This is a genomic window from Actinoallomurus acanthiterrae, from assembly GCF_054775715.1.
This window is the reverse complement of record NZ_BAAHCO010000001.1, coordinates 11422723-11445479: the sequence shown is the minus strand read 5'-3', so window position 1 is coordinate 11445479 and position 22757 is coordinate 11422723. Positions and strand designations below refer to the sequence as shown.

Annotated in this window: 26 protein-coding genes; 11 read left to right on the top strand and 15 right to left on the bottom strand. The window is 69.1% G+C overall.

The window, feature by feature from the left end:
* Positions 1-6: 6 nt before the first annotated feature.
* The 5 genes from ACYVF7_RS54140 to ACYVF7_RS54120 all read right to left on the bottom strand — a co-directional run bounded on the left by ACYVF7_RS54140 (position 7) and on the right by ACYVF7_RS54120 (position 4979).
* Positions 7-828 (bottom strand): polysaccharide deacetylase family protein, encoded by an 822-nt coding sequence (locus ACYVF7_RS54140; RefSeq protein ID WP_460355505.1) that lies wholly within the window; start codon positions 826-828, stop codon positions 7-9.
* Positions 829-900: 72 nt separating this feature from the next.
* Entirely contained in the window at positions 901-1611 is a 711-nt protein-coding gene (locus ACYVF7_RS54135) for a fumarylacetoacetate hydrolase family protein (protein WP_460355502.1), read from the bottom strand.
* A gap of 4 nt (positions 1612-1615) precedes the next feature.
* Positions 1616-2860, bottom strand: coding sequence for an MFS transporter (locus ACYVF7_RS54130; protein WP_460355501.1), 1245 nt, complete (start codon positions 2858-2860; stop codon positions 1616-1618).
* Positions 2857-4227, bottom strand: a complete 1371-nt coding sequence (locus ACYVF7_RS54125; RefSeq protein WP_460355500.1) for an amidohydrolase family protein — start codon at positions 4225-4227, stop codon at positions 2857-2859. The genes ACYVF7_RS54130 and ACYVF7_RS54125 overlap by 4 nt, the downstream gene beginning before the upstream one ends.
* A 2-nt stretch (positions 4228-4229) precedes the next feature.
* Entirely contained in the window at positions 4230-4979 is a 750-nt protein-coding gene (locus tag ACYVF7_RS54120) for a sulfite exporter TauE/SafE family protein (protein WP_460355498.1), read from the bottom strand.
* 183 nt (positions 4980-5162) lie between these two features.
* Here ACYVF7_RS54120 and ACYVF7_RS54115 point away from each other — a divergent pair, with 183 nt between their 5' ends.
* From ACYVF7_RS54115 to ACYVF7_RS54105, 3 genes are all read left to right on the top strand, one after another.
* The gene (locus tag ACYVF7_RS54115) at positions 5163-5549 is read left to right on the top strand and encodes a helix-turn-helix domain-containing protein (protein WP_460355496.1); all 387 of its coding nucleotides are present in this window, start codon (positions 5163-5165) and stop codon (positions 5547-5549) included.
* A gap of 9 nt (positions 5550-5558) precedes the next feature.
* The gene (locus ACYVF7_RS54110; RefSeq protein ID WP_460355494.1) at positions 5559-5942 is read left to right on the top strand and encodes a hypothetical protein; all 384 of its coding nucleotides are present in this window, start codon (positions 5559-5561) and stop codon (positions 5940-5942) included.
* 171 nt (positions 5943-6113) lie between these two features.
* Positions 6114-6449 (top strand): DUF2516 family protein, encoded by a 336-nt coding sequence (locus ACYVF7_RS54105; protein ID WP_460355491.1) that lies wholly within the window; start codon positions 6114-6116, stop codon positions 6447-6449.
* A 12-nt stretch (positions 6450-6461) separates the two neighbouring features.
* Here the strand turns inward: ACYVF7_RS54105 and ACYVF7_RS54100 are convergent, their stop codons facing one another.
* A complete protein-coding gene (locus ACYVF7_RS54100) occupies positions 6462-7187 on the bottom strand; it encodes an SGNH/GDSL hydrolase family protein (RefSeq protein ID WP_460355489.1) in 726 nt (241 codons plus the stop codon).
* Positions 7188-7236: 49 nt separating this feature from the next.
* Here ACYVF7_RS54100 and ACYVF7_RS54095 point away from each other — a divergent pair, with 49 nt between their 5' ends.
* Entirely contained in the window at positions 7237-7965 is a 729-nt protein-coding gene (locus ACYVF7_RS54095; protein ID WP_460355487.1) for an alanyl-tRNA editing protein, read from the top strand.
* A gap of 136 nt (positions 7966-8101) precedes the next feature.
* Here the strand turns inward: ACYVF7_RS54095 and ACYVF7_RS54090 are convergent, their stop codons facing one another.
* Positions 8102-9478, bottom strand: a complete 1377-nt coding sequence (locus tag ACYVF7_RS54090; RefSeq protein ID WP_460355484.1) for a LamG domain-containing protein — start codon at positions 9476-9478, stop codon at positions 8102-8104.
* A gap of 242 nt (positions 9479-9720) precedes the next feature.
* Between ACYVF7_RS54090 and ACYVF7_RS54085 the strand changes: the two genes are divergently transcribed.
* On the top strand, positions 9721-10299 hold the full coding sequence (locus ACYVF7_RS54085; protein ID WP_460355483.1) for a hypothetical protein: 579 nt from the start codon (positions 9721-9723) through the stop codon (positions 10297-10299).
* Positions 10300-10372: 73 nt separating this feature from the next.
* Here the strand turns inward: ACYVF7_RS54085 and ACYVF7_RS54080 are convergent, their stop codons facing one another.
* From ACYVF7_RS54080 to ACYVF7_RS54070, 3 genes are all read right to left on the bottom strand, one after another.
* Positions 10373-11398 (bottom strand): DUF5937 family protein, encoded by a 1026-nt coding sequence (locus ACYVF7_RS54080; RefSeq protein WP_460355481.1) that lies wholly within the window; start codon positions 11396-11398, stop codon positions 10373-10375.
* Positions 11399-11747: 349 nt separating this feature from the next.
* The gene (locus tag ACYVF7_RS54075) at positions 11748-12368 is read right to left on the bottom strand and encodes a TetR/AcrR family transcriptional regulator (RefSeq protein ID WP_460355478.1); all 621 of its coding nucleotides are present in this window, start codon (positions 12366-12368) and stop codon (positions 11748-11750) included.
* 1 nt (position 12369) lies between these two features.
* Positions 12370-12870, bottom strand: a complete 501-nt coding sequence (locus ACYVF7_RS54070) for a hypothetical protein (RefSeq protein ID WP_460355474.1) — start codon at positions 12868-12870, stop codon at positions 12370-12372.
* A 44-nt stretch (positions 12871-12914) separates the two neighbouring features.
* Here ACYVF7_RS54070 and ACYVF7_RS54065 point away from each other — a divergent pair, with 44 nt between their 5' ends.
* Complete coding sequence (locus ACYVF7_RS54065) at positions 12915-14699, top strand: MMPL family transporter (protein ID WP_460355473.1); 1785 nt, start codon at positions 12915-12917, stop codon at positions 14697-14699.
* 78 nt (positions 14700-14777) lie between these two features.
* Here ACYVF7_RS54065 and ACYVF7_RS54060 read toward each other — a convergent pair whose 3' ends face one another.
* From ACYVF7_RS54060 to ACYVF7_RS54045, 4 genes are all read right to left on the bottom strand, one after another.
* On the bottom strand, positions 14778-15275 hold the full coding sequence (locus tag ACYVF7_RS54060; RefSeq protein ID WP_460355471.1) for a TetR/AcrR family transcriptional regulator: 498 nt from the start codon (positions 15273-15275) through the stop codon (positions 14778-14780).
* Positions 15276-15352: 77 nt separating this feature from the next.
* On the bottom strand, positions 15353-15631 hold the full coding sequence (locus ACYVF7_RS54055) for a nuclear transport factor 2 family protein (RefSeq protein ID WP_460355469.1): 279 nt from the start codon (positions 15629-15631) through the stop codon (positions 15353-15355).
* Positions 15606-15824, bottom strand: a complete 219-nt coding sequence (locus ACYVF7_RS54050) for a hypothetical protein (protein WP_460355466.1) — start codon at positions 15822-15824, stop codon at positions 15606-15608. Before ACYVF7_RS54050 ends, ACYVF7_RS54055 begins: the two co-directional genes overlap by 26 nt.
* 75 nt (positions 15825-15899) lie before the next feature.
* The gene (locus ACYVF7_RS54045) at positions 15900-17123 is read right to left on the bottom strand and encodes a cytochrome P450 (protein WP_460355463.1); all 1224 of its coding nucleotides are present in this window, start codon (positions 17121-17123) and stop codon (positions 15900-15902) included.
* Positions 17124-17621: 498 nt separating this feature from the next.
* Between ACYVF7_RS54045 and ACYVF7_RS54040 the strand changes: the two genes are divergently transcribed.
* From ACYVF7_RS54040 to ACYVF7_RS54020, 5 genes are all read left to right on the top strand, one after another.
* Positions 17622-18914: an arylsulfotransferase family protein gene (locus ACYVF7_RS54040; RefSeq protein ID WP_460355460.1), complete on the top strand. Its 1293-nt coding sequence runs from the start codon at positions 17622-17624 to the stop codon at positions 18912-18914.
* A 215-nt stretch (positions 18915-19129) separates the two neighbouring features.
* Complete coding sequence (locus ACYVF7_RS54035; protein ID WP_460355459.1) at positions 19130-20026, top strand: type III polyketide synthase; 897 nt, start codon at positions 19130-19132, stop codon at positions 20024-20026.
* Positions 20027-20051: 25 nt separating this feature from the next.
* Positions 20052-20681 (top strand): sulfotransferase family protein, encoded by a 630-nt coding sequence (locus tag ACYVF7_RS54030; protein ID WP_460355457.1) that lies wholly within the window; start codon positions 20052-20054, stop codon positions 20679-20681.
* 196 nt (positions 20682-20877) lie between these two features.
* Positions 20878-21171, top strand: a complete 294-nt coding sequence (locus tag ACYVF7_RS54025) for a hypothetical protein (RefSeq protein WP_460355456.1) — start codon at positions 20878-20880, stop codon at positions 21169-21171.
* Between the two features lie 312 nt (positions 21172-21483).
* Positions 21484-21735 carry a hypothetical protein gene (locus tag ACYVF7_RS54020; protein ID WP_460355453.1) on the top strand — a complete coding sequence of 84 codons (252 nt, stop codon included), beginning with the start codon at positions 21484-21486 and terminating at the stop codon, positions 21733-21735.
* 139 nt (positions 21736-21874) lie between these two features.
* Here ACYVF7_RS54020 and ACYVF7_RS54015 read toward each other — a convergent pair whose 3' ends face one another.
* Positions 21875-22747: a polysaccharide deacetylase family protein gene (locus tag ACYVF7_RS54015; protein ID WP_460355450.1), complete on the bottom strand. Its 873-nt coding sequence runs from the start codon at positions 22745-22747 to the stop codon at positions 21875-21877.
* Positions 22748-22757: the final 10 nt, after the last annotated feature.

The following is a 22757-nucleotide window of genomic DNA, read 5'->3' as shown; positions in this document are numbered from 1 at the left end:
CCGTGGTCAACGCACGGCGACCGTCGGTTCCGGAGACGATTCGCTCGCCGGACGAGCCCGGCGGTACCAATCGAGAATCTGCGCGCCATCCCAGAACTTCACGTCCCGGTGCGCGCGAATGTGCTGCAGCGCCTGTTCGAAATACCTCAGGCGATGCGGCGCCCCCATGATGTACGGGTGCACGACCAGGGCCATGATGCGGGCCGACTCGGCGGAGTCCTTGTAGAGCTGGTCGAACTGGTCGACGGCGCGCTGAAAGTACTCTCGGGCGGGATGGTGCTGGATCAGCATCATCGCGACGTCGTTGCACTCTTGCGTGTACGGGACGTTCACGATGGGAGAGGTACGGGTGGCCAGCTCGACCGGCTGGTCGTCGAGCACCCAGTCGCACACGTACTCGTACCCTTCCTCGACGAGTATGTCGGGTGTCTCCCAGGTCTCCGTGAGCCCGGGGCCGAGCCACCCTCGTGGCCGGGTTCCGGTGGCGGCCTCGATCGCGCGGGTGGTGGCCTGGATGTCGGCGCGCTCGTCCGCGACCTTCTGCATGTTCTTCTGGGTGAACCCGTGGCCGATGAACTCCCATCCGCGCTCGCGAGCCGCCTGGGCGATCCGCGGATAGTGCTCGACGGCCTGGCCGTTGATCGCCAGTGCCGCGCGCACTCCCTGGCGGTCCAGGGCGTGGAGCATGCGCCAGAACCCGACGCGATTGCCGTACTCGTGCCACGCCCAGTTGGGGATGTCCGGGGCGGGGATGCCGCCGGCGGGGTCAGGACGGTCCGGGGCATGGGATCGGTGTCGGACCAGGTCTCGACGTTGACGATGACCCACACGACCATCCGGCCGCCGTCGGGCAGGGTGAGGGCGGGCCGGCCCTCGATGGGGTCGTACGCGAGACGTTCGCTAGGACGCACGGGTCTCTCCTTCGGTGATCGTCACGGTGAGGGTGGGCAGGCCGGTGATCCGTACGTGGACCCGGTCGCCGGGGAGCACGGGGGCGACCCCGGCGGGGGTTCCGGTGTAGATCAGGTCTCCGGGCATCAGCCGGTAGGAGTGGGAGAGGTGGCTGATGATCTCGGGAACGTCCCAGATCATCAGCTTCAGGCTCGTGTGCTGCCGCTCTTCGCCGTTGACGCTCAGCCGCAGCTCGCCCGAGCCGATCGAGGCCGCCTCGTCGGCGGGGAGGATGGGGCCGCAGGGCGCCGAGTGGTCGAACGCCTTGCCGGCCTCCCACGGGCGCGCCATCTCCCGGCATTCGCGCTGCCGGTCCCGGCGGGTCAGGTCGATACCGGCGGCGAATCCGAAGATGTGCCCGTACGCGTCCTGCGGGCTGATGCCGGAACCCTCCGCGCCGATGGCGACGACCAATTCGCCCTCGTATTCGAGGTCATCGGTCTGCGGCGGATAAGGAATGGATGAACCGTCGGGCACGACGGCGTCCGCCGGCTTCTGGAAGAAGAACGGGTCGTCGCGTTCGCTGCCCTCCGCCATTTCGCGGATATGGTCGAGATAGTTGCGCCCGACGCAGTAGACGCGGCGGATCGGAAACGGCTCGGGCCTGCCGACCACGGAAAGCGTGGCCTGGGGGATCCGCCAGAGCGGAGCGATGGTCATGGGATCAGTTCTCCTGGGACGTGTCGATCGTGCTGAAGGTGTGGGGGCGCAGGGCGAGGGCCAGGACGGCGCCGAGCACCGAGAAGCCGCCGAGCTGGACCATGGCCGCCGCGGTCCAGCCGACGGTCGAGACCAGGCCGCTGAACAGCAGCCCGGCGGCGCTGGCGGCGACATAGATGCAGGTGACGAACAGCCCGGCCGCGCGGCTGACGCCGTCGCGGTCGACGGACTTCACCAGGTAGCCGGCCGCGGCCACGTACACGCCGCTGCTGGCGAAGAGCCCGAACAGGAACGAGAACGTCCCCTGCCAGGCGGTGGACCCGGGGCCGAGGAAGAGGGCGCAGCCGGACGCGGCGACCCCGAGGTTCAGCGTCGCAAGCACGACGCGGGGGCTGAACCGGTCGACCAGGAGCCCGCCGGCCGGGGAGGCGAACGCCGCCAGCCCGGACAGCCCGACGATGAACCCGGCACCGGCTGAGCCGAAGCCCAGCTGCTCGCGCAGATAGCTGGCGTACAGGCCGATGAAGGCGAAGTCGGTCAGGCCGAAGAGCATGGTGATCACGGCCAGCAGAAGAGGGTTGCGGGACAGGAGCGTGCCCGCACCACCGATGTGCGCGGCCGCGTTCTCGGACGTGTCGGCCTCGGTGAGCCGTGGCGAGACCAGCACCACGATGACGATCGCGAGGGCGACGCCGAGGGCGGCGTAGGCGAGCATCGGTGCCCGCCACGTGCCGTACCCGTCGAGCAGACTGCTGCCGAAGGCCGGGCCGACGACCGACCCGGCGGCGAAGGCCACGTTGATGCTGCCGATCGCGACCCCGCGGCGGGTCGAGAAGGCGCTGGACGCCACCGTGATGATCGCGGCCAGCTGGAGCGCCTCCCCGAGCCCGGACAGGACACGCCACAGCAGCATGTCCACGAACCCGGTCGAGGCCACGGTCAGGGCGGTGGCGGCCGAGAACACGAGGGTCCCGGTGACGATCGTCCACTTGCGCCCGAGCAGGACCTGGATCCGCCCGGCGGGCAGGCCCGCCAGGCCCATTCCGAGCGCGAACACGGTGGACTGCAGGCCGGCGGCCTCGATGCTGAACCTGTACTCGGCGCGTACCTCGACGAGGAGCACCGGGAAGACCATGCGATCCATGGCGTTGACGGCGTAGGCCAGCAGGAGCAGGCCGAACATGACCACAGCGGCGGGCGGGGCCAGGGTCGCCCTCGAGCGAGGCAGCGTTCGGGTGGCGTTCATCATCGGTCGCCTTCGGTGCGACCGGTCGCCGCCGGGGTCCAGTCGCCGGCCGCGGCGGCCCTGCGCAGCAGGGCGTCGCGCCGTACCGTGGCCGTGGTGACGGGATCCTGCTCGCCGTCGAAGGCCACGGGCTCGCCACGCTGTCTGAGGATGCGTCCGTCGGCGACGACGGTGTCGATGTTGTCGATCTGGCCCGTGTACACCAGCGCCTCGACCGGGTCGCCCGAGGGCACCAGGTTGACGTCCGAGGTGCGCAGGAGCACGAGGTCCGCGCGCTTGCCCGGGGTGACGGAGCCGATGACGTCCTGCAGCCCGAGATCCCGCGCGCCGTCGATCGTCGCCATCTGGAGCAGCCGGCGTGGTGTGACGGTGCCGGAGCCGGTGCGGGCCGCCTCGACCGAGATGATCGCGCGGAGGTGCCCGAGGATGTCCGCGCTGGTGGGCATGGCCAGCGTGTCCAGGGACAGCGACACCGGTACGCCCGCGTCGAGCAGCTCGGTCACCAGCGGGAACCCCATCGTCCGCAGCTCGGTCATCGGGCTCAGCGACACGCGGGTCCCGGTGCGGGCCAGCGCCCGGATGTCCTGCTCGCTCGCGTGCACGGCGTGGACGATCTGCACGTCCTCGCCGAGCAGCCCGAGGTCTTCGAGGCGGGTCAGGCCGCAGCTCCGGCAGCCCTCCTCACGCATGCACCGGTCGCAGTGCATGGTGATCGGCAGGCCGAGCGAGCGCGCCGTGGCCCACTCGCGTTCGTACACCTCCGGAGGTGTTCGGTAGGGCCCGCGTACGGCGATGCCGAAGTCCAGCCGTCCGTCGAGACGAGAGCCGGGCCAGCGCTCCCGCAGCGCGGACAGGTCCGTGAGGTCGTTCGGGGTGTCCGGTGAGGCTGAGTCGGGCGGGCCGTAGGAGAAGCGCCCCCGCAGGCCGGAGTCGAGGTGGGCCTGGACGTTGGCGTCGGCGTCCTGCGGTCCGCGAACGTTGTGGTCGAAGTTGTGCACCGTGGTGATGCCGCCGTGGATCGCCTCGGCCAGTCCGAAGCGGGCCGCCCAGTAGAAGTCCTCCACGTCCAGGTGCGCGCCGAGCGCTCGCTTGACCGTGAAGTAGTCCCTGCCGGGCCCGTCGCCGACCGTGCCGCGCAACAGCGAGTTCCACAGGTGCCAGTGCGTGTCCACGAAGCCGGGCAGTGTCACCGTTCCGGCCCCGTCGATGACCCGCACGTCGCCGTGCTCGCGGCCCGCGTCATGGGGGCCGGCGTGGACGATCGCACCGTCGCGAATGAGGACGTCGGCGCACGGGATGTCCCCGACGGCCGGATCCATGGAGACGAGATGGGTACCCGCGATGATGAAGTCGGTTCGCTCCGGGAGCATGATCACCTCAAGAAGAAGGCGGTGGACAGGATCAGGCCGACGGCGACGACGAGCCGGCGGAGGTGGCGCGAGGGCACGCGCCGGGCGAGGACCACGCCGCTGCGGCCGCCGGCCAGACCGGCGAGTGACATGACCGCGACGGGCCCCCACTGCACGGGGCCGAACACCGCGAAGCACAGGGCCGAGACCAGGCCGACGACCAGCGACAGGGCACCCTTGACGGCGTTGAGGCGGTGCAGGTCCTCGGCCACGAAGGCCCCCAGGATCGCGAGCATCATCACGCCCAGTCCCGCGGCGAAGTAACCGCCGTACACCGAGACCGCGAACTGGGCGACGAAGAGACCGCGGCCTCCCTCGGCCGCCCTGGCCCGCGCGAGCCGCCGCGCCAGCACCCCCTGCAGGGCCAGGGCGATGACGGACGCGAGGACGAGGTACGGGACGACGGCGGTGAAACGCTTCGCCGGCACGCTGAGCAGGAGGACCGAACCGCACGCCGCGCCCGCGACGGTCACCCACGCGAGCCGGATGACGCGACCACGGACGACGGCCAGTTCGTCGCGGTAGCCGACGAGCCCGCCCACATAGCCGGGCAGGGTCGTCAGCGCGCTGGTGACGTTGGCGGCCACCGGCGGGTAGCCCATGGCCAGCAGTGCCGGGAACGAGATCAGGGAGCCGCCGCCGATGACCCCGTTCACCGCGCCGGACAGGAAGCCCGCCACGGCCAGCACCATCAGCTGTAGAGGATCCGGCACCGCTTCCCCCTCTCACCAGTATCAACGCGACGTGGACCGTTCTTAGTATGCATTGCATGCAATGCATGTCAACAGTTCGCCTCGTCCTGTTCCGCTCGACGCCAGACGCGATGTGACTCGTTTCACCGCGAAGTGCTTGCAGCTGCGCTTGCAATAGCAAGCACGGCGGCGCACAGTGGAGACATGGCGACTTCCAAAGTCGGCTCCATCGGGGAGTACATCCGAGAGCAGCGCAAGCGGGCCAAGGTCTCGCTGCGCCAGCTGGCCGAGGTCACGGGCGTTTCGAACCCCTACCTCAGCCAGATCGAGCGTGGGCTGCGCAAGCCGAGCGCGGAGATCCTGCAGCAGATCGCCAAGGGTCTGCGCATCTCCGCCGAAGCCCTGTACGTGCAAGCAGGGATCCTCGACGAGCGAGAGGCCGACACGGACGTCCAGGCCGCGATCAGGGCGGACGCGGACCTGTCGGAACGTCAGAAGCAGGTGCTGCTCGACATCTACGAGTCGTTCCGCCGGGAGAACGAGTCCAGCGGGAAAGCCGCCACCGAAGCCACCTCATCGAATGAAGGGTGAAACCTAGACATGCCGAACATCACCGAGAAGCTGCGCGACTCCAAGGCCTTCTACGTCGCCGCGGGCGCCGGCGACCTCGCGGTCGAGAAGATCCGCGAGGTGCCGGAGCGGATCAACCGCCTGCAGGAGCGGACGGACCCGAAGGACCTGGGCGGCGTCGCGCTCGGCTACGCGGCGCGGGTCGGCGGCCGGGCCGCCGAGGTCGTCGACGAGCTCGCCGAGCGCGGGAAGAAGATCGTGAGCCGGGTCGAGCGGCAGAAGTCCACGCAGCAGCTGGAAGAGTCCGCCAAGTCCACGACCCGCAAGGCCAAGACGGCCGCCGGCTCCGCCAAGGAGACCACCAAGGCGGCCGGCAAGGCCGCGAGCGACGCTTCCAAGAAGGTCGGCAACTGACCGTCGGCAGCGCGCGTGTACCGGGAGCCTGGGCGGACGTATCCGCCCGGGCTCCCGCATTTCCGGCCGCGACCATCGGCATGACCGCAGCGGAACGCATACGCTGGGGCCGTACGTGGTGACATTCGACGCGGCGCTCGTACGACGCCGCCCTGGTACAGGGGGTTGATCGTGCTAGGTCCAGCCCAGAGTTTTGTCGGCAATCTTTTCTGGGTCGTGGCCATCGCCGCCTTCATCGTCGAGGTCTGGGCGTTCGTCGACGCCGTGCGACGGCCGGCGGGGGCCTACTCGGCCGCGGGGAAGCTCACGAAACAGCTGTGGCTGATCATCCTTGGCGTCGCGCTGTTGTTCGGCCTGGCCGGGGCGGTCAGGTTCGTCACGATCATCCAGATGCTGCCGGTCATCGGCTTCATCGCCGCCGCCGTCTACCTCGCCGACGTGCGGCCCGCCGTGCGGCAGTACGGGCGTGGCGGCTCGTCCTCCTCGGGCCCGTACGGCCCCTGGTGAGCCGCCGGCCCGTCAGGGCCGGTCGAGTTTGAGCCTGCGAAGGTCGGCGACGAGCCGGTCGGCGATGTGACGGGCGCCCGCGGCGGTGGGGTGGGTGCCGTCGGGCAGGATGTACTGCGGCGCGTTGCCGGTGCCCTTGGCGCGGTCCCCGGTGATCCACTGTTCGCTCAGCGGATCGATGTACGGCACCTTCGACTCCGCGGCCACATTGCCCAGGGCGTCCCGGATGGCGGTGACCTCCTTGGGCGGGGCGCCGCCGCCCCACATCGGGCCGATGAGCAGGAGCCGCGCCGTCGCCCAGCGCTGGTGCACCGTGCCCAGCAGCCCCTGGGCCGCCTCGCCGACGTCCGCCGCCGGATGCCGCCGGTCGTTGTGGCCGCCAGAGACGATCACCAGGTCGGGTGCCGGGCGCCAGGCGAGCTGCTCGGTGAACAACCGCGCGAAGTCTTTGCCGATCTGGCCCTTGGCGATGAACCCGGTCTTCCGATAGCCGCCGATGATGACCTGCCAGCCCAGGGTCCGGGCGGTCTCGGCGGCGTACGTCTGCTCCGGCGTCTGCCCCACCTTGCCCGCGGTGTAGCTGTCACCCAGGAACATGACGACGGGCGCCTGCGCCGCGTGCCGTTTCGGCGCGCGGGACGGGCTCTCCGCTCGCGCCCGGCGCTCCGTACCGCCGCAGCCCGCGAGCGAGAGGAGAGCGACGGCCGCGGCGACGCGGCGTACGGCGCGTCGTCTCAATCCCGCTCCTTGAGGTCGGCGCCCGAACGGACGTCCTAAGCTGATCTCCATGACGACGACGCACCGGACGCAGCGGCTTGAGCTGACCGACCAGACGCTGCGCGAATGGGAAGCGGTCGTGCTCGACTCGGGACCCGGGGGGATCGTCCTCGACCGATCGGCATTTTATCCGGGTGGAGGCGGCCAGCCGCCGGATCACGGGGTTTTGCTCTGGCAGGGTGTGCAGACGCGGATCGTCGGCGTCCGCAAGGGCGACGATCTCCACCTCCTTCCCCACGAGGACGACCCGGTTCCGCCGGCCGGCACGGCCGTGCGCGGTGCGGTCGAGGACGAGCGGCGGACGAGCCTGATGCGGACCCACTCCGGGCTGCACATCCTGTGCGGCGTCGTCTTCCGCGACTACGGATGTCTCGTCACGGGCGGCAACATGGAGCCCGGGCTCGCCCGCATGGACTTCAACCTCCCCGAGGTCCCGGCCGGTTTCAAGGAGGCCGTCGAGGCCGCCTGCAACACCGAGATCCAGGCGGACCGGCGCATCGACGTCAAGTCCCTGCCGCGCGCCGAGGCGTTCGCGATCCCCGACATCATCCGGACGGCGACCAACCTGGTGCCGCCGGAGGTGGAGGACGTCCGCATCGTCGACATCGTCGGGCTGGACACCCAGGCCGACGGCGGGACTCACGTCGCGTCCACCCGGCAGGTCGGCCGTCTCCAGGTCGCCAAGATCGAGAACAAGGGCCGGGGCTTCCGGCGCGTCCGCATCAAGATCCTCGACTGAGCGGTCGCCGCACGACATTCCCCAGGCATTCGACCACGGTCTGAACCGTTGCCCGGCCGTAGCCCGTTGCGCGAGAGTTCCACCGTCGGGTTTCACCGGAGGTCCGTGGCCGTACGCGGGGCTCCGTCGGTGTGCGTCAGGATCGTTGGGCGGCGACCTGCCGGACCTGTCTTCGCGACAGGGGCACGCTGAACACGCGGACGTCGTCGACGGCGCCCTGCCAGCCGTCGATCAGCGAGCCCTTGAACAGGGCGCGGCCGATGTCGAGCGGGCCGCTCGCGCGGGTGATGGTCGTACGGTTCCGGCAGGAGCTGCGTTCCCCGTTGACGTAGAGGCAGATCCGCCGGTCGGCGGGATCGAAGACCGCGGCGAGATGGGTCCACCGTCCGGGGGCGGGGCGGCTGCCGCCGAAGGCGGTGTCGTCGCCGTTCGCCCATCCCGTGCCGCGGTCGGGGATCATGAACGCCCAGTCGGCGTGCTCGGCGTCGTAGGCGAGCAGGACCACGTCGGGCGCGGCACCCGCATGATGCACGGCGACCACCGTGCCGGAATCACGGGTGTTCTGCAGGAGAACCCACGCCGTGATCGTGAAGGGCGCGTCGGTGCGGATGACGGGACCGTCGGCGACCGCGTGACCGTTCCCGCCGAGGCTGAGCGCGTGGCCGGGCGGTGCCGTCGTACGGGTGGCGTCGCCGCTGATCCGCAGGTTCATGCCGTGGCCGGAGGCGTCCAGCGCGGTCCGCCCGCCGGTCTCCTCGAATCGCCACCAGCCGACCGGCGTCGGCGGCGGTGGCACGGCGGCACCGGTGCCGACGCGGGCGGGACGGGGCGGCTCGTCCGGTATCGCGCGCGACGCCGCGCTCACCGCGAACAGGACGAGGAGGATCGGGGCCAGCACACCGGCGCGGGCCAGCAATCCGGCACGCCGGGAGCGGCTGAAGGGGCCGTACGCGCGCCGGTTCGGGCCGGCCGCCTCCGGGTGCGTGGTCGGACGCGGCGGCGGGGCGTCGGCAGGAGCCGCTGACGATGCCTCTGGGGGCCGGGCGGTGCCGTTAGAGGCGGCCGACGGTGCCTCTGAGGGCCGGGCGGCGCCGTCAGAGGCGGCTGCCGGCGCTTCGCCGGGCGGCCGGGCGGTGTCCTCGGCGGGGGCATCGGGTGCGGCCGGAGATGGCCCCACGTCGTTGGCGAGTGGCGGCGGCCCCGCCGTGAAGCGGGAGGGGGAATGCGCGCCGACGGCGAGGGCACGGCGGACCTCCACCCACGCCGCGACCGTCTCGCCGGGACAGCCGCACGCCGAAACAAATCCCTTGACCAGCTCTTCCCGAGGGAGCGACTCACGTTTGAGAGCCGAGGCGATCGTGCTGTGCGGCAGGGCGTATCCGTGCTTTGCCGCTTCTTTCTCCAGCTGGCGATAGGTCAGGCCGGACCAGGCTTTGAGCCGCCGCAGCTGCGCGACGAAAACCGCAGCCGTATGCGCGTCGTGAGGATCCGGGGCGGAACTCTCCAAAGACACACACGTGAACTTACCGGGTGCCACCGGATCAAGCGGCTTGTTGGACTCTACGCGCTCGACGGTGAGGCGTCATGTCTGTTTTCGGCCACAATCTAAAGCCTTGCCGCTACTGCCGGTGATTGCCAGAGTCTGTGACGCACGGCATTCCGGTGCGCGGACGGTTTTCATGAAAGCCGAAATCCATTTTCGGCTATCTGGAACCGGCGGCGCCCGGGCCCATGGAGATTCCAGAGGAGGAATCAATGCGTAAGCAGATCGTGGGGTTGCTCGGCGCGGCCTCGATCGCTTCGGCCGCACTCGTCGCCACCGGCACCACGGCCGACGCCGCGACGTCGACCGCTCCGGCGTCCGCCGGTCAGGTGTCCGCGCAGGCCAGCAAGGTCGGCGGCAAGATCTCCCGCGCGGAGGTCATTCAGCGTGCGGCCTACTGGTACAAGAACCGGGCCCACATCAAGTACAACTGGCAGGGCTCGTACCGCGACCCGCAGGGCAGGCGGTACCGCACCGACTGCTCCGGCTACGTCTCGATGGCCCTTCACCTCTCGAGCAGCCTCAGCACCGTCACGCTGCCCGGCGTCGGGACGAAGATCAGCCGCAAGAGCATGAAGATGGGCGACTACACGGGCATCCTCGGCGCGGGCACCGGCGGCGCGGCCGGCCACGTCCGCATCTTCGAGAAGTGGGCCAACAAGGCGCACACCGCGTACTGGGCGTACGACTTCGGCTCGACGCCGGTCAAGCACAAGATCTACTACTTCTCGACGGACAAGCCGCGCGGCGGCCACGGCTGGACCGCCTACCGCTACAAGAAGGTCTTCTGAGCCCTTCCCCCTCGATGGCCTCGGCGGCGTGTCCCGCCGAGGCCATCGGCCGTTCCCGTCGCTCGGAGGCAGGTCACATCGCCTGCCGGTTCAACCCTTCGGGTAGCACGGGGTGCTGCCCGGCGAGCGCCCCCGAGCTTGACGTGAGCAGGGTGAGTCCCAGGTCCGTGATCTGGTGGCAGACGGAGTAGCCGTCACGTCGGGTGGTGATGAGGCCGGCCTCCCGGAGCACCTTGGTGTGGTGGCTCACCGAGGCGGGGGAGATGCCTGCGGCCTTGGCGATGTCCGACGTACTGCAGCCGGCCATGCTCGTCTTGAGCACGGTGGTCCGCGTGCGGCCGAGCAGTCCTTCCAGGGGCTCTCCGCGGGTCGCGTCGTCGGCGTCGACCTTCTCCAGCCACGAGCGTCGGCTGACGGGGAAGACGAGCAGGGGCGGCAGGTCGGGATCCCGGAGAGTCATCGGGTGGTGCCGGCAGAAGAACGACGGGAGGAGGACGAGGCCGCGTCCGTTCAGGGCGACCTCCTGGTCGACGTAGTCGTCGATGAGAAGCACCGGATGCTCCCAGCGCGCGTACGGGTGGAGCGCACGCAAGGCGCGTTCCACGCCGTGGTCGGCCAGCGTCTGGACGAGCCGTGAGCGCTCGGCCTCGATGTCGCGGGTGATCTGCCGCCAGTGGGGCGCCAGCGCGAGGGTGAAGAACCTCTGCAGGTCGTGGGCCACCCGCCGGACGGCCGCCCTGGCGTCGAGCGACTGCGCGATGTAGGGCTTGCGGCCGTGCCGCGCGAATTCGGTGAAGTCGCGGGCCAGCCGATCCGGGGTGGTGGCCAGGACCTTCTGCAGTCCCTCGTGCAGGGTGGCCGTTCCGCGCGTCGGGGTGATGAAGTCGGCAGAGTAGCCATGCGGTGGCGCGAGCTCGAATAGCGGGGAAAGCGATTGTGGCATCAGGGGACGGGTGCGCCGCCGCCATCCGTCCAACGCGATTTCCTCGTTGCGTTCCTGGAGCGCGTGCAGACTCAGCAGGATTTCCCAGAGCACGTCCGCCGATGGGGCAACGGTGGTGCGGGCGAGATCCTCAGGTTCGAAGTGGATCCGCAACATTGACAGCCCTCCGCGTCGATATTGAGCCCTTGTCCGGTCGACGCCACTAGATCTATAGAAGCGCCGCGGCGTAGGGCAAGACTGAGGCTGTTCGACCCTGTTCGAATCCGTTCGAAGGGGGCGTTGACGAGACGGGACACCGCTGTGAACTGTGGGAATACTTCAGTTGTCCAGCGGCCGGCAACGGCGTTCGAGTCTGTCCCGGGACGGACGTGGGACCGGGCTGGGACATTTGATCGGCTCGGGCGACTTCCCGCTCACCGTGAGCGTTTCAGCTGTCACACTGTTCGACGCGCTCGGGCACGGCAATGCATTAGATGGATTTCCAATGCGCCGAAGTGTCAGCGGTTCACGGCACCGGGCGGGTGAGGGCGGGGACGGAGCCGAGGCCGTGCTCGACGATGGCAAGGGCGCGGTCGACCGCCGTACGGGTCGCCTCCGGGGCGTATCCCTGGGTGCGGCAGTGGGCGATGACGGCGTTCATGCCGCCGACGAGCGCACCGGCGATCACGATGGCGTCGATCTCGTCGATGTCGGGGCAGAGCTCGGTCAGCCGTTCGACGATGTGCTGTTCGGTGTCGTTCATCCGTTTGAGGGCCCTCGCCTGCAGGGAGGGACGCTCGAGGATGAGCTGGACCTGGATCGCGCCGTACTCCCCGTGCGCGGTGGCGAGCGCTTCGATCATCTCGAACACGATGCGGCGCATGGACTCCAGGGGAGTCTCGCCCGCGGGCCGACGCGCGACGCCTTCCCACACCTCGGTCAGGCGTTCGTCGATCTCCGCGAAGACGACGTCCTCCTTGGACGGGAAGTAGCTGAAGAACGTCCGTGGGGACACGTCGGCGGCCTCGGCGATGTCCGCGATCGTCGTCTCCTCGTAGCCGCGCTCGGCGAACAGACGGAGGGCGGCACCCGCGATCGCCCGCCTGGTCTGGAGTTTCTTCCGCTCCCGCAGGCCCATGTGATCCATCTCACCAATATATACACTCACTGCGACTTTGCAGGCGTTGCAAAGTTTCACTTCTCGTGCTGTTCTGGGGGATATGTCGGGGATTCTGGGGAGACTGGGGCGGTTCTGTGCCCGCCACGCGCGGTGGGTGATCCTGGTCTGGCTCACCGTCGCGGTCGGCGCCGGAGTCCTCGGAGCGGTCCGGGGCGGCACCTTCGTCCAGCAGGACCGCCTCCCCGGCACCGAGACCCAGCGCTCCATCGACCTGCTCCGCACGAACTTCGCCGAGGTCACCGGGCCGACGGCCACGATCGTCTTCCATCCGCAGCGGGGCGTGTCGCTGTCCGACTGGCGCGTCGCGCTCCAGGTCGGCAAGGCCATCCAGCAGGTCGGGGCGCTGCCCCGCGTCGCCATGGCGGAGAACCCCTACGGCGGCACCGGCGGCGCCAAGGGCGCGAACGCCGTCGTCGCCGTCGCGCATTTCAAGGGCACCGCCCGCGACCTTTCCCTGGCCGACCTGCACGCCCTCGAAGAGGCGACGAGCCGGCCCGGCAGGCCGGCGTCGACGTGGAGTTCGGCGGCATCGTCACGACGATCCTCAACCAGCCGAAGGCGGGTCCCAAGGAGGGCATCGGCGTCGTCCTCGCCCTCGGAGTGCTGCTGGCCGCCTTCGGATCGTTCCTCGCGGCCGGCGTGCCGATCGTCGTGTCCCTGTGCGCGATGGCGGTGGCGTACTCCCTCATCCACGTCGGCGCGTCGATCTGGCAGGTCCACCCGACCGCGCCCATGGTCGCGGCCATGCTCGGCCTGGGCGCGGGCATCGACTACGCGCTGTTCGTCGTCACCCGCCACCGGCAGCAGCTCGCCGAGGGCATGGGTGTGGAGGAGTCGGTCGGCCAGGCGCTGGCGACCTCCGGACACGCCGTCGTGTTCGCGGGCGGCACGGTCCTGTTCGCGATCTGCGGCCTGTGGTTCTCCGGCATCACGTTCGTCGGCATCATCGGACTCGCGACGGCGACGGCCGTGGCCTTCATGGTCACGGCGGCCCTCACCCTGCTTCCCGCCGTGCTCGGCGCCCTCGGCACGAACATCGACCGTTACCAGCTGCCCCGCATCCGGCCCGACCGCTCGACGCACCGCTGGGAGCGCTGGGGCCGCCACGTCGACCGGCACGCCTGGCCGTACGCGATCGTGGCGACGCTCGTGCTGCTCTTCCTCGCGCTACCGGTGCTCAGCCTGCGCTTCGGCATCATGTCCGACAGCACACTGCCGCACTCCGCCAGCGCCCGCCGCGCGTACGACGTGACGGCGAAGGAGTTCGGCCCCGGTTGGTACAGCCCGTTCGTGGTCGTCGCCACCGTCCCGAGCCCCGAGCTTCCGCCGCAGGCGGAGGAGAACACCAAGACCGCCAAGGGCTGGACGGCCCTGCGCCAGGAGCCGGGCGGACGGCTGGCCGTCAGCCCGAACGACAAGCCGACGCCGAACCCGGAGGCCCGCCGCCTGGGCGATGACCTGCGGCGCGATTTTCAGAAGGTGCCCGGCGTCGCCTCGGTCGAGGCCCCGGTCGTCATCGGTGACAGCGTCACGATCAAGGTCGCGCCCACCACGCCGCCGCAGGCCGCCGCGACCGCCGACCTCGTACGGCGGCTGCGGGCGTCGGTGATCCCGCCGGCCGTGGCCCGCCATCCGGGAGCACGCGCCTACCTGGGCGGAGAGTCGCCGGCGATCATCGACATGGCGACCATCGTCAAGCAGCGCATGCCATACGTCATGATCGTCGTCGTCGCGGTCGCGCTGGTGCTGCTCGTCATCGCGTTCCGCTCGATCATCGTGCCGATCAAGGCCGCGGTGATGAACATGCTGTCCATCGGCGCGGCGTACGGCGTGGTGGTGGCCGTCTTCCAGTGGGGCTGGGGCATCGACCTGATCGGCCTCGACCAGCCGACGCCGATCGTGTCGTTCGTGCCGCTGTTCATGTTCGCGCTGCTGTTCGGCCTGTCGATGGACTACGAGGTCTTCCTGCTGTCCCGCATCCGCGAGGAGTACCTCCGCACCGGCGACCCGCACGGCAGCGTCGTCACCGGCATCGCCTCGACCGCCCGGCTCATCACCTCGGCCGCGCTCATCATGATCTGCGTGTTCCTGAGCTTCCTGCCGCAGCCGGACTCGATGGTCAAGATGATGGGCCTCGGCCTGGCCGCCGCGGTCGCCGTGGACGCCACGGTCGTCCGCCTCGTCCTGGTCCCGGCGTTGATGAGCCTCCTCGGCCACGCCAACTGGTGGTTCCCCGGCCGCCGCCGCCCGACCCCGCCGCGGGCACGCCCCGAGGAACGCGCTCTCGAACACGTGTGAGCATCGGTTCGGTGGCTTTCAGGGCTCGTGGCGGGCCCGCCGGGTCGATCGGCGCGGGCATATCCTCCCGATGTCGGGTCATCGAGCGGTGAGGACGTGCGCCCACGGCTCATCGATGTCGGCCAGACCCAGCACGGCGACCACGTTGTCGAGCATTCCGGCGCCGAACCAGCGCCGCACGGCGTCGTCGTCGCCCAGCAGCTGCCGAACGGTGTCAACCTGCTTGGCGTAGCACCGACGCACGGCCTGCCCTACCAGCGGCTCGCCGGCGGCACAGTTCGCATGCATGAGGAAACGCAGGATGGTCCGGTCCGCGACGAGCGCGGCGTAGGCGCCGCGCGCCGCATCCAACGCCGCCTCGGAGTCCGGTCCGGCCCCACCCGACGCCGGCACGTGCGCGACCAGGGTTTCGGTCATCACGACGGACACGTGGTCGACCGCCGCCGCGAACAGTGCTTCCTTGTTCGGGTACAGGCGGTAGAGGTACGGCTGAGAGATGCCGACCCACTCGGCTATCTCGTGCGTCGTCGTTCCGTAGAAACCCTTCCGCCCGAAGCAATCGATCGCGGCGGCCACGATGGCCCGACGTCGTTCGTCGCTCTTCGTGCTGGTACCGGCGGCAGGCATGGGCGTCAGTCAAGCACGGCTCCTCCTCAGCCTCCAAAAGTCACGCTGAGGTCGGGGTCGGACGGTACGTCGTGTGGTGTGAGTGCCTCGATCGCCACCAGCGGGTTCCAGTAGTCCAGGTAGTGGGTGATGCGCGCGTCGTCATCGGTCCGGACGACGGAGACGCACGTCTGCTCGTACGGCTTGCCGGTCGGCAGCGCCGTGCCCTTCGAGCGGAATTCGGCGATCACGAGACTCGGATCGACCGTCTCGTGGAACACCAGGTCGACGAACTCCACGTCAAAGGTCTCGGGAAAGTTGCTCATGTGTGCGAACAGTGCGTCTCGTCCCGTTACCCGTCGGGGCACGCGCAGGCGCGAACGGGAACTCGAGCACCGCGTCCGGGGCGAACAGCGTCACCCATTCGTCGGTGCGTCCTGCGGCGGTAAGGCGCAGATGCTCGGTCACGGTGTGCTGGGCGGCGGCGCGGCGGTTGGCGTCGTCTTCCTCGGCTGTCATATCGACTCCTAGGTTAGTGATCGACCTATAACCTACCATCCCACAGCAGCCGCATCCCTCTCCTGATCCCAGTCGTCAGGCCGGGGTGAACCTCACCGGGAGCGCCGACAGGCCGCGGAACAACGGCGACGGCCGCCAGGTCAGCGCGTCGGTCCGCACCGTGAGGAAGACGTCCGGGAGCCGGTCGAGCAGGACCTCGATCGCTGCCTCGGCGATGACCTCGGCGATCTGCTGGGCCGCGTACGGGCACCGGTGCGGGCCATGGCTGAACGACATGTACGCCTGGTTGCCGATCGAGGTCAGGGGGTCCATCCGTACGAGCGGGTCGTGGTTGGCCGCGGCCAGGCCGAGGATGAGCAGGTCGCCCTTGCGGAGCTGCCGACCGCCGAGCTGGACGTCGCAGGCGGCGAACCGGCCCGGGAAGTTCTGGGTCGGCGTGTCCTCCCAGAGCACCTCGTTGAGCGCCTGGCCGACGCTCCGGCGTCCACCGAACAGGGTCATCCCGAAGCGGTCGTCGGTGAGCATCAGCCGCAGGGTGTTGCCGATCCAGTACGCGGTGGGCAGCTGCCCGGCGTTCATCAGGTGGAGCAGATCCTCGGCGATCTCCTCGTCGGTGAGCCCGGCCGGGTGGGCCAGCAGCCGTGATGTGACATCGGAGGCGGGGTTCTCCCGTCTGGAGCTCACCAGTCGCCGCACCGTCTCACGGACGCGCCCGTAGGCCTCGTTCGCGCCCTCGCCCGCGGCGTGCGTCGTGTAGACCTCCCGGACCAGGTCGGCGGTCTCCGCCTCCGGCACGCCGATCATCCGGGTCACGACGGGCAGCGGCACCCCATCGGCGTACTGAGCGATCAGGTCGGCCTCACCGGTCCCGGCGAACGTGTCGATGAGCCGATCGGCGACCTGCTGGGCCTCCGTCCGCAGGGTGAACTGGTCGACATCGGCGAGCGCGGCCTCGAGCGCCCCGGAACGCCGCTCGTGCTCGCCGCCCTCGGTGAACATCATGGTGGGCTGATAGCCGATGAGCGGGAGCAGCGGCCAGTCGGCCGGGACCCGATCCCAGGCGTTCCAGCGCCGTGGGTCGCGTCCGAAGATCTGCGGATTGCCCGTGACGTACTGCACCTCGCGGTAGCCCAGCACCAGCCAGGCGGGCACGTCACCGTCGAGCAGGACCGGCGCCACCGGGCCGTGCGCGCGCCGCATCTCGGCATACAGATCCGCGGACTTCCGCTGGAACTCCGGTCCGTACAGCGGGATCCGGGACCCGGCGAGCGGGTCCTGGGATGGCGACGGGTTCGTCATCGGGCACTCCTTGCGATACCGGAGGAGCCTGTGGCACAGGCCCATGCGGCGGGGGTGCGGGGACAGTAGCGCCTTTTCATGACCTTTGGGTGGATTTGAGAGCTTGATCCCGCCCCGACCGATAGTCACGGCGGGGGTCAGCGGAGTGAGCTCTCGATCTTCGCGGGCAGGGGTCGGGGTGTACTTGGTGCTATTTGAGTAATTGATTCGTCACTGGGTCCTTCGCTCTCGCCAAATATCATTTAGGTGGATACTGGCGGGGTTTCCTGGCGGATTCGCCCGGGGAGGTATTCATCCGGGGAATTCATGAGTTGTAAGACGCCGCGACTGCCCGTTCTGCTGCTCGGCGGGGCGGTGACCTTGTCCATGCTCGGTCTGACGGCGATTGATGCCGGGTCACCGCATGCCGTATTGGCGGACGCCGACACCGGGGGCCGGTCCCTTCCGATCGCACCCAAGCTCCACATTCTGCGGAATCGGCCGGGGACGGCGCCGGGCATGATATTGATAACTCCGCAAAGCCTGCCACCCGCGCCGCGGGACGGTAACGAGATCCTCGACGGGCAGGGCCGTCCGGTGTGGTTCAGGCCGGTCCCGCCCGGAAAATTCGCGACCGACCTGCGCGTCCAGCGCTACCGCGGACAGCCGGTGCTGACCTGGTTTCAGGGCACCCTTCTGAGCAAGGCGTTCGATTACCGCGGCGCGGCGTACATCGCCGATACGCACTACCGCGTCATCGCCACGATCAAGCACATCGAAAGCCCGCACGAGATTCAGCTCACTCCGAGGAACACCGCGCTGCTCATCGATGCCCGGAATCTGCGAATGAATCTGACCTCGATCGGTGGCACCAGAAACGACCTCATCCGCGACGGGATCCTCAAGGAGGTCGACGTGGCGACCGGCAAGATCCTGTGGCGCTGGAGCAGCCTGGATCACATACCGATCAGCGAGAATTACGATCCCAAGATCGATTCGCGAGAGCCCCGTCCGTACGACTACCTCCACCTCAACTCGATCGAGGAGGACCGCGACGGCAACCTGCTCATCTCGGCCATGAACACGTGCACCATCTACAAGGTCGACCGGCGGACCGGGCGAATCATCTGGAGGCTGGGCGGGCGCGACAGCACATTCCGGCTCGGACCGGGCGCGCGGTTCTGTGGGCAACACGACGCGCACTGGGTCGGTAAGAACCTGATCAGGATCTTCGACAACGGAACCCTCAAGGACCGGCACGGGGCGCGTGTCGCCTGGATCAAGATCCATCCCGGGCGCAGGACCGCCACGCTCGTCCGGCAGATCGTCCAGCCCCAGCACCGGTCCGTCAAAATCCAAGGCGGCGCGCAGGGTCTGCCGAACGGCGACACCGCGGTCGGCTGGGGCTCGGTCGGCCGGATCTCGGAGTACGGCCCCGACGGAAGCCGATTGTTCGACGCGTCGCTGCCCAGGGGCCAGATCTCGTACCGGATGTACCGGACGCCGTGGAACGGCCGACCGTGCACACCACCGACCGTGATCACTCGGGGCAGCACCGTGCACGCGGTCTGGAACGGCGCGACGGGCGTCGCTCACTGGCGCGTCCTCGCCGGTCCGGCACCGAACGCCGCGAGACCGGTCGCCGAGGCGGCGTGGAACGGACTGGACACGGCCATCGCGCTCCCCGGCACCTCGGCTTCGGCGCCGTACGTCCAGATCCAGGCGCTGGACGCCGACGGCGCGGTGCTCGGCACCGGCGCTCGTGGCGGGCCCCCCCGGACGGTGGCGCGGCCGGGAGAAGACGGCTGCTGATCGGCCTGGCCGAACGCATCGACCGGCTCGAGGAGATCGCTTGGTCTCCCCGGCACCACTGGAGGCCGTTATGCCCACCGCGCGGATCACCAGAATCGCGTTCACCGCCCCGCCCCTGGTCCGGATGGAGGAGTTCGCCGAGTTCTTCGCCGGGCGACGCCGGCGGCGACAACGTCGCGGAGATCGTCCGCAACTCGGCGATAGAGACGAAGGGGATGGCGGTCAACCCGTTCGCCGATGATCCTCGTGGCTGGGGGACCGCCCGCCGGATGCAGGTCAGCCTGACGGTGGCCCGGGCGCTCGGGCGAGAGGCGGTCCGGCAGGCGCTGGCCGGTGACGGCCTGCGCCCCGACGAAGTCGGCGTCCTGGTCACGGCCACCACCACAACGCACTCCGCGCCGGGCTTGGACGCGCTGATCCACGAGGTGGGAATGCGGCCCGGCACCGAGTTCCAGTCGCTCGGCCCGATGGGCTGCTACGCCGCGCTGCCCGCGCTGTCCACGGTCCGCAACTGGGTCGAGGTTCATGGCCGCCCGGGGGTGCTCCTCTGTACGGATCTCTTCTCGCCGTACCTCGCGCCACCGCCGTACGACAAGGAACAGGCCGTGGTGCTCACGCTCTTCGGGGACGGCGCCGCCGCGGTCGTCGTGCGCCCTGGAACAGAGCACGTCAGGGGACTGGACATCCTCGACACCGAGACGCTCTACGTGCCCGAGTTCGCCGACGACCTGCAGGTCCACGTCGGCGATCGCGGGATGCGCATCCGCCTCGCCCCGACCATGCCCGACGTCACCGCGGCGGCCGTGGCCGGCCCGACCGACCGCCTGCTCACCCGGCGCGGCCTCTCACGCGCGGACGTACGGTGGTGGGCGCTGCACCCCGGAGGACGCCGGATCATCGACCGGGTGGCCGAAGAACTGGCACTGCCGGCGGGCTCGACGGACGCCTCGCGCGCGGTGATGCGGGAGTACGGCAACACCGCCGGACCGGCCGTCATCTGCGTACTTAAACACCTCCAGGATTCCCGCCCGCTCGCGCCGGGAGAACACGGCGTCGCCCTGGCGTTCGGGCCGGGAGCGACGGTCTGGGCCGTCCTTCTGCGCGGCGCCTGAAGTTTCTTTGTGGAAAGGAGCTTCCATGCTCGAGGTCATCGGCGCCGGTTTCGGCCGTACCGGCACGCTTTCGCTGAAGATGGCGCTGGAACGGCTCGGGTTCGCCCCCTGCCATCACATGCTCGGGCTGTTCGAGAAGCAGGATGAGATCCGGCTGTGGCGGAAAGCGGCCCGCGGCGAGTCCGTGGACTGGGACGAGGTCTATCGCGGATACCGCTCGACCGTGGACTGGCCGGGCGCCCGGTTCTGGCGCGAGTTGGCCGAGCACTATCCGGCGGCGAAGGTCATCCTCACCACCCGCGACCCCGAATGCTGGTACGACAGCGTCCTCGGCACCATCCACCGCGCCGCGATGGACGACTCGCCTCTCGCCTCGCCCGTCCTGGCCGAGCTGCGGGCGATGTCCCGCGAGGTGGTGTGGGACGGACTGTTCGAGGGGCGTTTCACGGATCGCGATCGCTCGTTGCGAATCTTCAACGACCATGTCGAGGCGGTACGTGGCCGACTGCCCGCGGACAGGCTACTGGTCTTCGAAGTGGCTCAAGGGTGGGAGCCGCTGTGTGAATTTCTCGGCAAGCCGGTGCCGGACGAGCCGTTCCCCCGCCGCAACCGCCGGGAGGAGTTCGGCTCCCTGCTGCGAGAACGTTATCGATGATCGAGCGTGTCCGAACCGGATCCTCCGCCGCGCAATGGTTCCATCAAGCAACGGAAAAGCTTTATTTCTATAGGGATTATTTCGTTGACTTGAAGGGTAATGCGATGTCGGGTGGAGCGTATAGCGCATTATGTCGGTTAATTTCCGATCATGTGCAACCGCCTTATCCGGTGATCGAGCAAAGAAGGTGTGTTCGATGAGAATTCAGAAGCGGATGGCTCTTGCCGCCTCAGGAGCGGCCTTCGTCGGAACGATGGCCCTCGGCCTGGGCGCCGCCGTACCCGCCGGCGCGCAGGTCACCGCAGCGCCTCACCGTGCCAGTACCGCGTTCAGCGGGATCCGTACCGACGGCGGCTACGGTTACGGTTACGGCTACGGCCGCCACCGCGGCCGCCATGGCTACGGCTACGGCTACGGTTACCACCGTCCCCGTCACGGCTACCAATACGGCTATCAGAGTTCCCGTCACCGTCACGCCTACACCTACTGAGCGTCGTTCCAGGAGGCAGGGGTCCCGCGCGACACGCGCGGGGCCTCGCGCGTGTCAGGCCCCTGGGGCCGTGTCGAAGGACGGTCGGCTCAGGGGCCGTCGAGCGCCGCTGCGCGTGGCCTCCGCGCGAAGGCGGCCAAAATCTACGCTCGTTTTCCACCAAGCGACGGTGAAACCTCATTCTTTAGAAGCCATGGGGTTGATTCGGGGAGTCATGCGATGTCGTCTGGAGTGTGGATGGCACGGCATATCGGTTGATTTCCGATCGTGTGCAACCGCCCTATCCATTGATTAAGCAAAGAGGTGTGTTCGATGAGAATTCGGAAGTGGATGGCTCTTGCCACCTCAGGAGCGGCCCTTGCCGGAACGACGGCCCTCGGCCTGGGCGCGGCCGTACCCGCCGGCGCGCAGGTCACGGCGGCACCTCACGGTGCCGGCGTCACCGCATCTCACCACGACGTCGCCGGGCACATGCTCAGCGGGATCCGTACCGGCGGCTGGGGCTACGGCTACGGCTACGGAGGATATGGCTACGGCTACGGAGGATATGGCTACGGCTACTAGCCAGTGCTGCTGACGACGGTCACCCGGTGATCGCTAGAACCGGCCGAACGTCGGAGCGCCGTTCCAGGCAGGAACCGAGGTCCCGCGCGACACGCGCGGGGCCTCGCGCATGTCAGGTGGCGCCGGGCACGAGAACTCGTCAGGCGCGCTGGGGCATCGTGTTCCGGTAGTGCTCGGCGATCTCGTCGCTGGTGGTCAGCCACACGTCGGGCTGTGCGGCGAGGTAGGCCAGCGCCTGGTCGAGGTACTTCGCGCGGAACGCCTGGCCGATCACGAACGGGTGCAGCGCCAGCGCCATCACCCGGCCGCTGTGCTCCGAGTCCGCACGCAGCTGCTCGTACTGGTCCCGCACGACCTGCACGAACTCCGGCCCGGTGGTGCCCTTGCCGAAGAGGCCCAGGTCGTTGAGCTCCACGGTGTACGGGACACTGATCATCCCGGGCACGTTCAGCGGGAAGGGCTGGTCGTCGTTGGTCCAGTCCAGCACGTACGTCAGGCCGAGCTCGGCGAGCAGGGCCGGGGTGTCGAACGTCTCGGTCAGTCCCGGTCCCATCCAGCCGCGCGGCCGCCGGCCGGTCGCCTCGGCGATGGTGCCGACGACCTCGGAGAGCAGGGCGTGTTCCTCGTCGCGTGTCATGCCGGTGTGCAGGATCGAGTTGGTCCGCCCGTGCGCGAGCCACGCCCAGTCCCGCTCCATACCGGCCTTGATGATCTGCGGGTAGTGGTGGACGACGTCGGAGTTCAGCAGCACACTGGCCCGGATACCGTGGCGGTCCAGGCTGTCGAGGACGCGCCAGATGCCGACACGGGGGCCGTAGTCACGCCAGCCGTAGTTGAGCGCGTCGGGAACCAGTTCGGCGGTCCCGGGCCAGATGCTGGTGGAGGGGCGGTCGATCAGGAAGTGCTCGACGTTGAGTCCGATGTAGACGGCGACTCTGGCGCCGCCGGGCCAGCTGATCGGAGAACGCTCGGTGATGGGACTGTAGTCGTACAGCTCGTTGGCAGATCGCATAATCCAACGA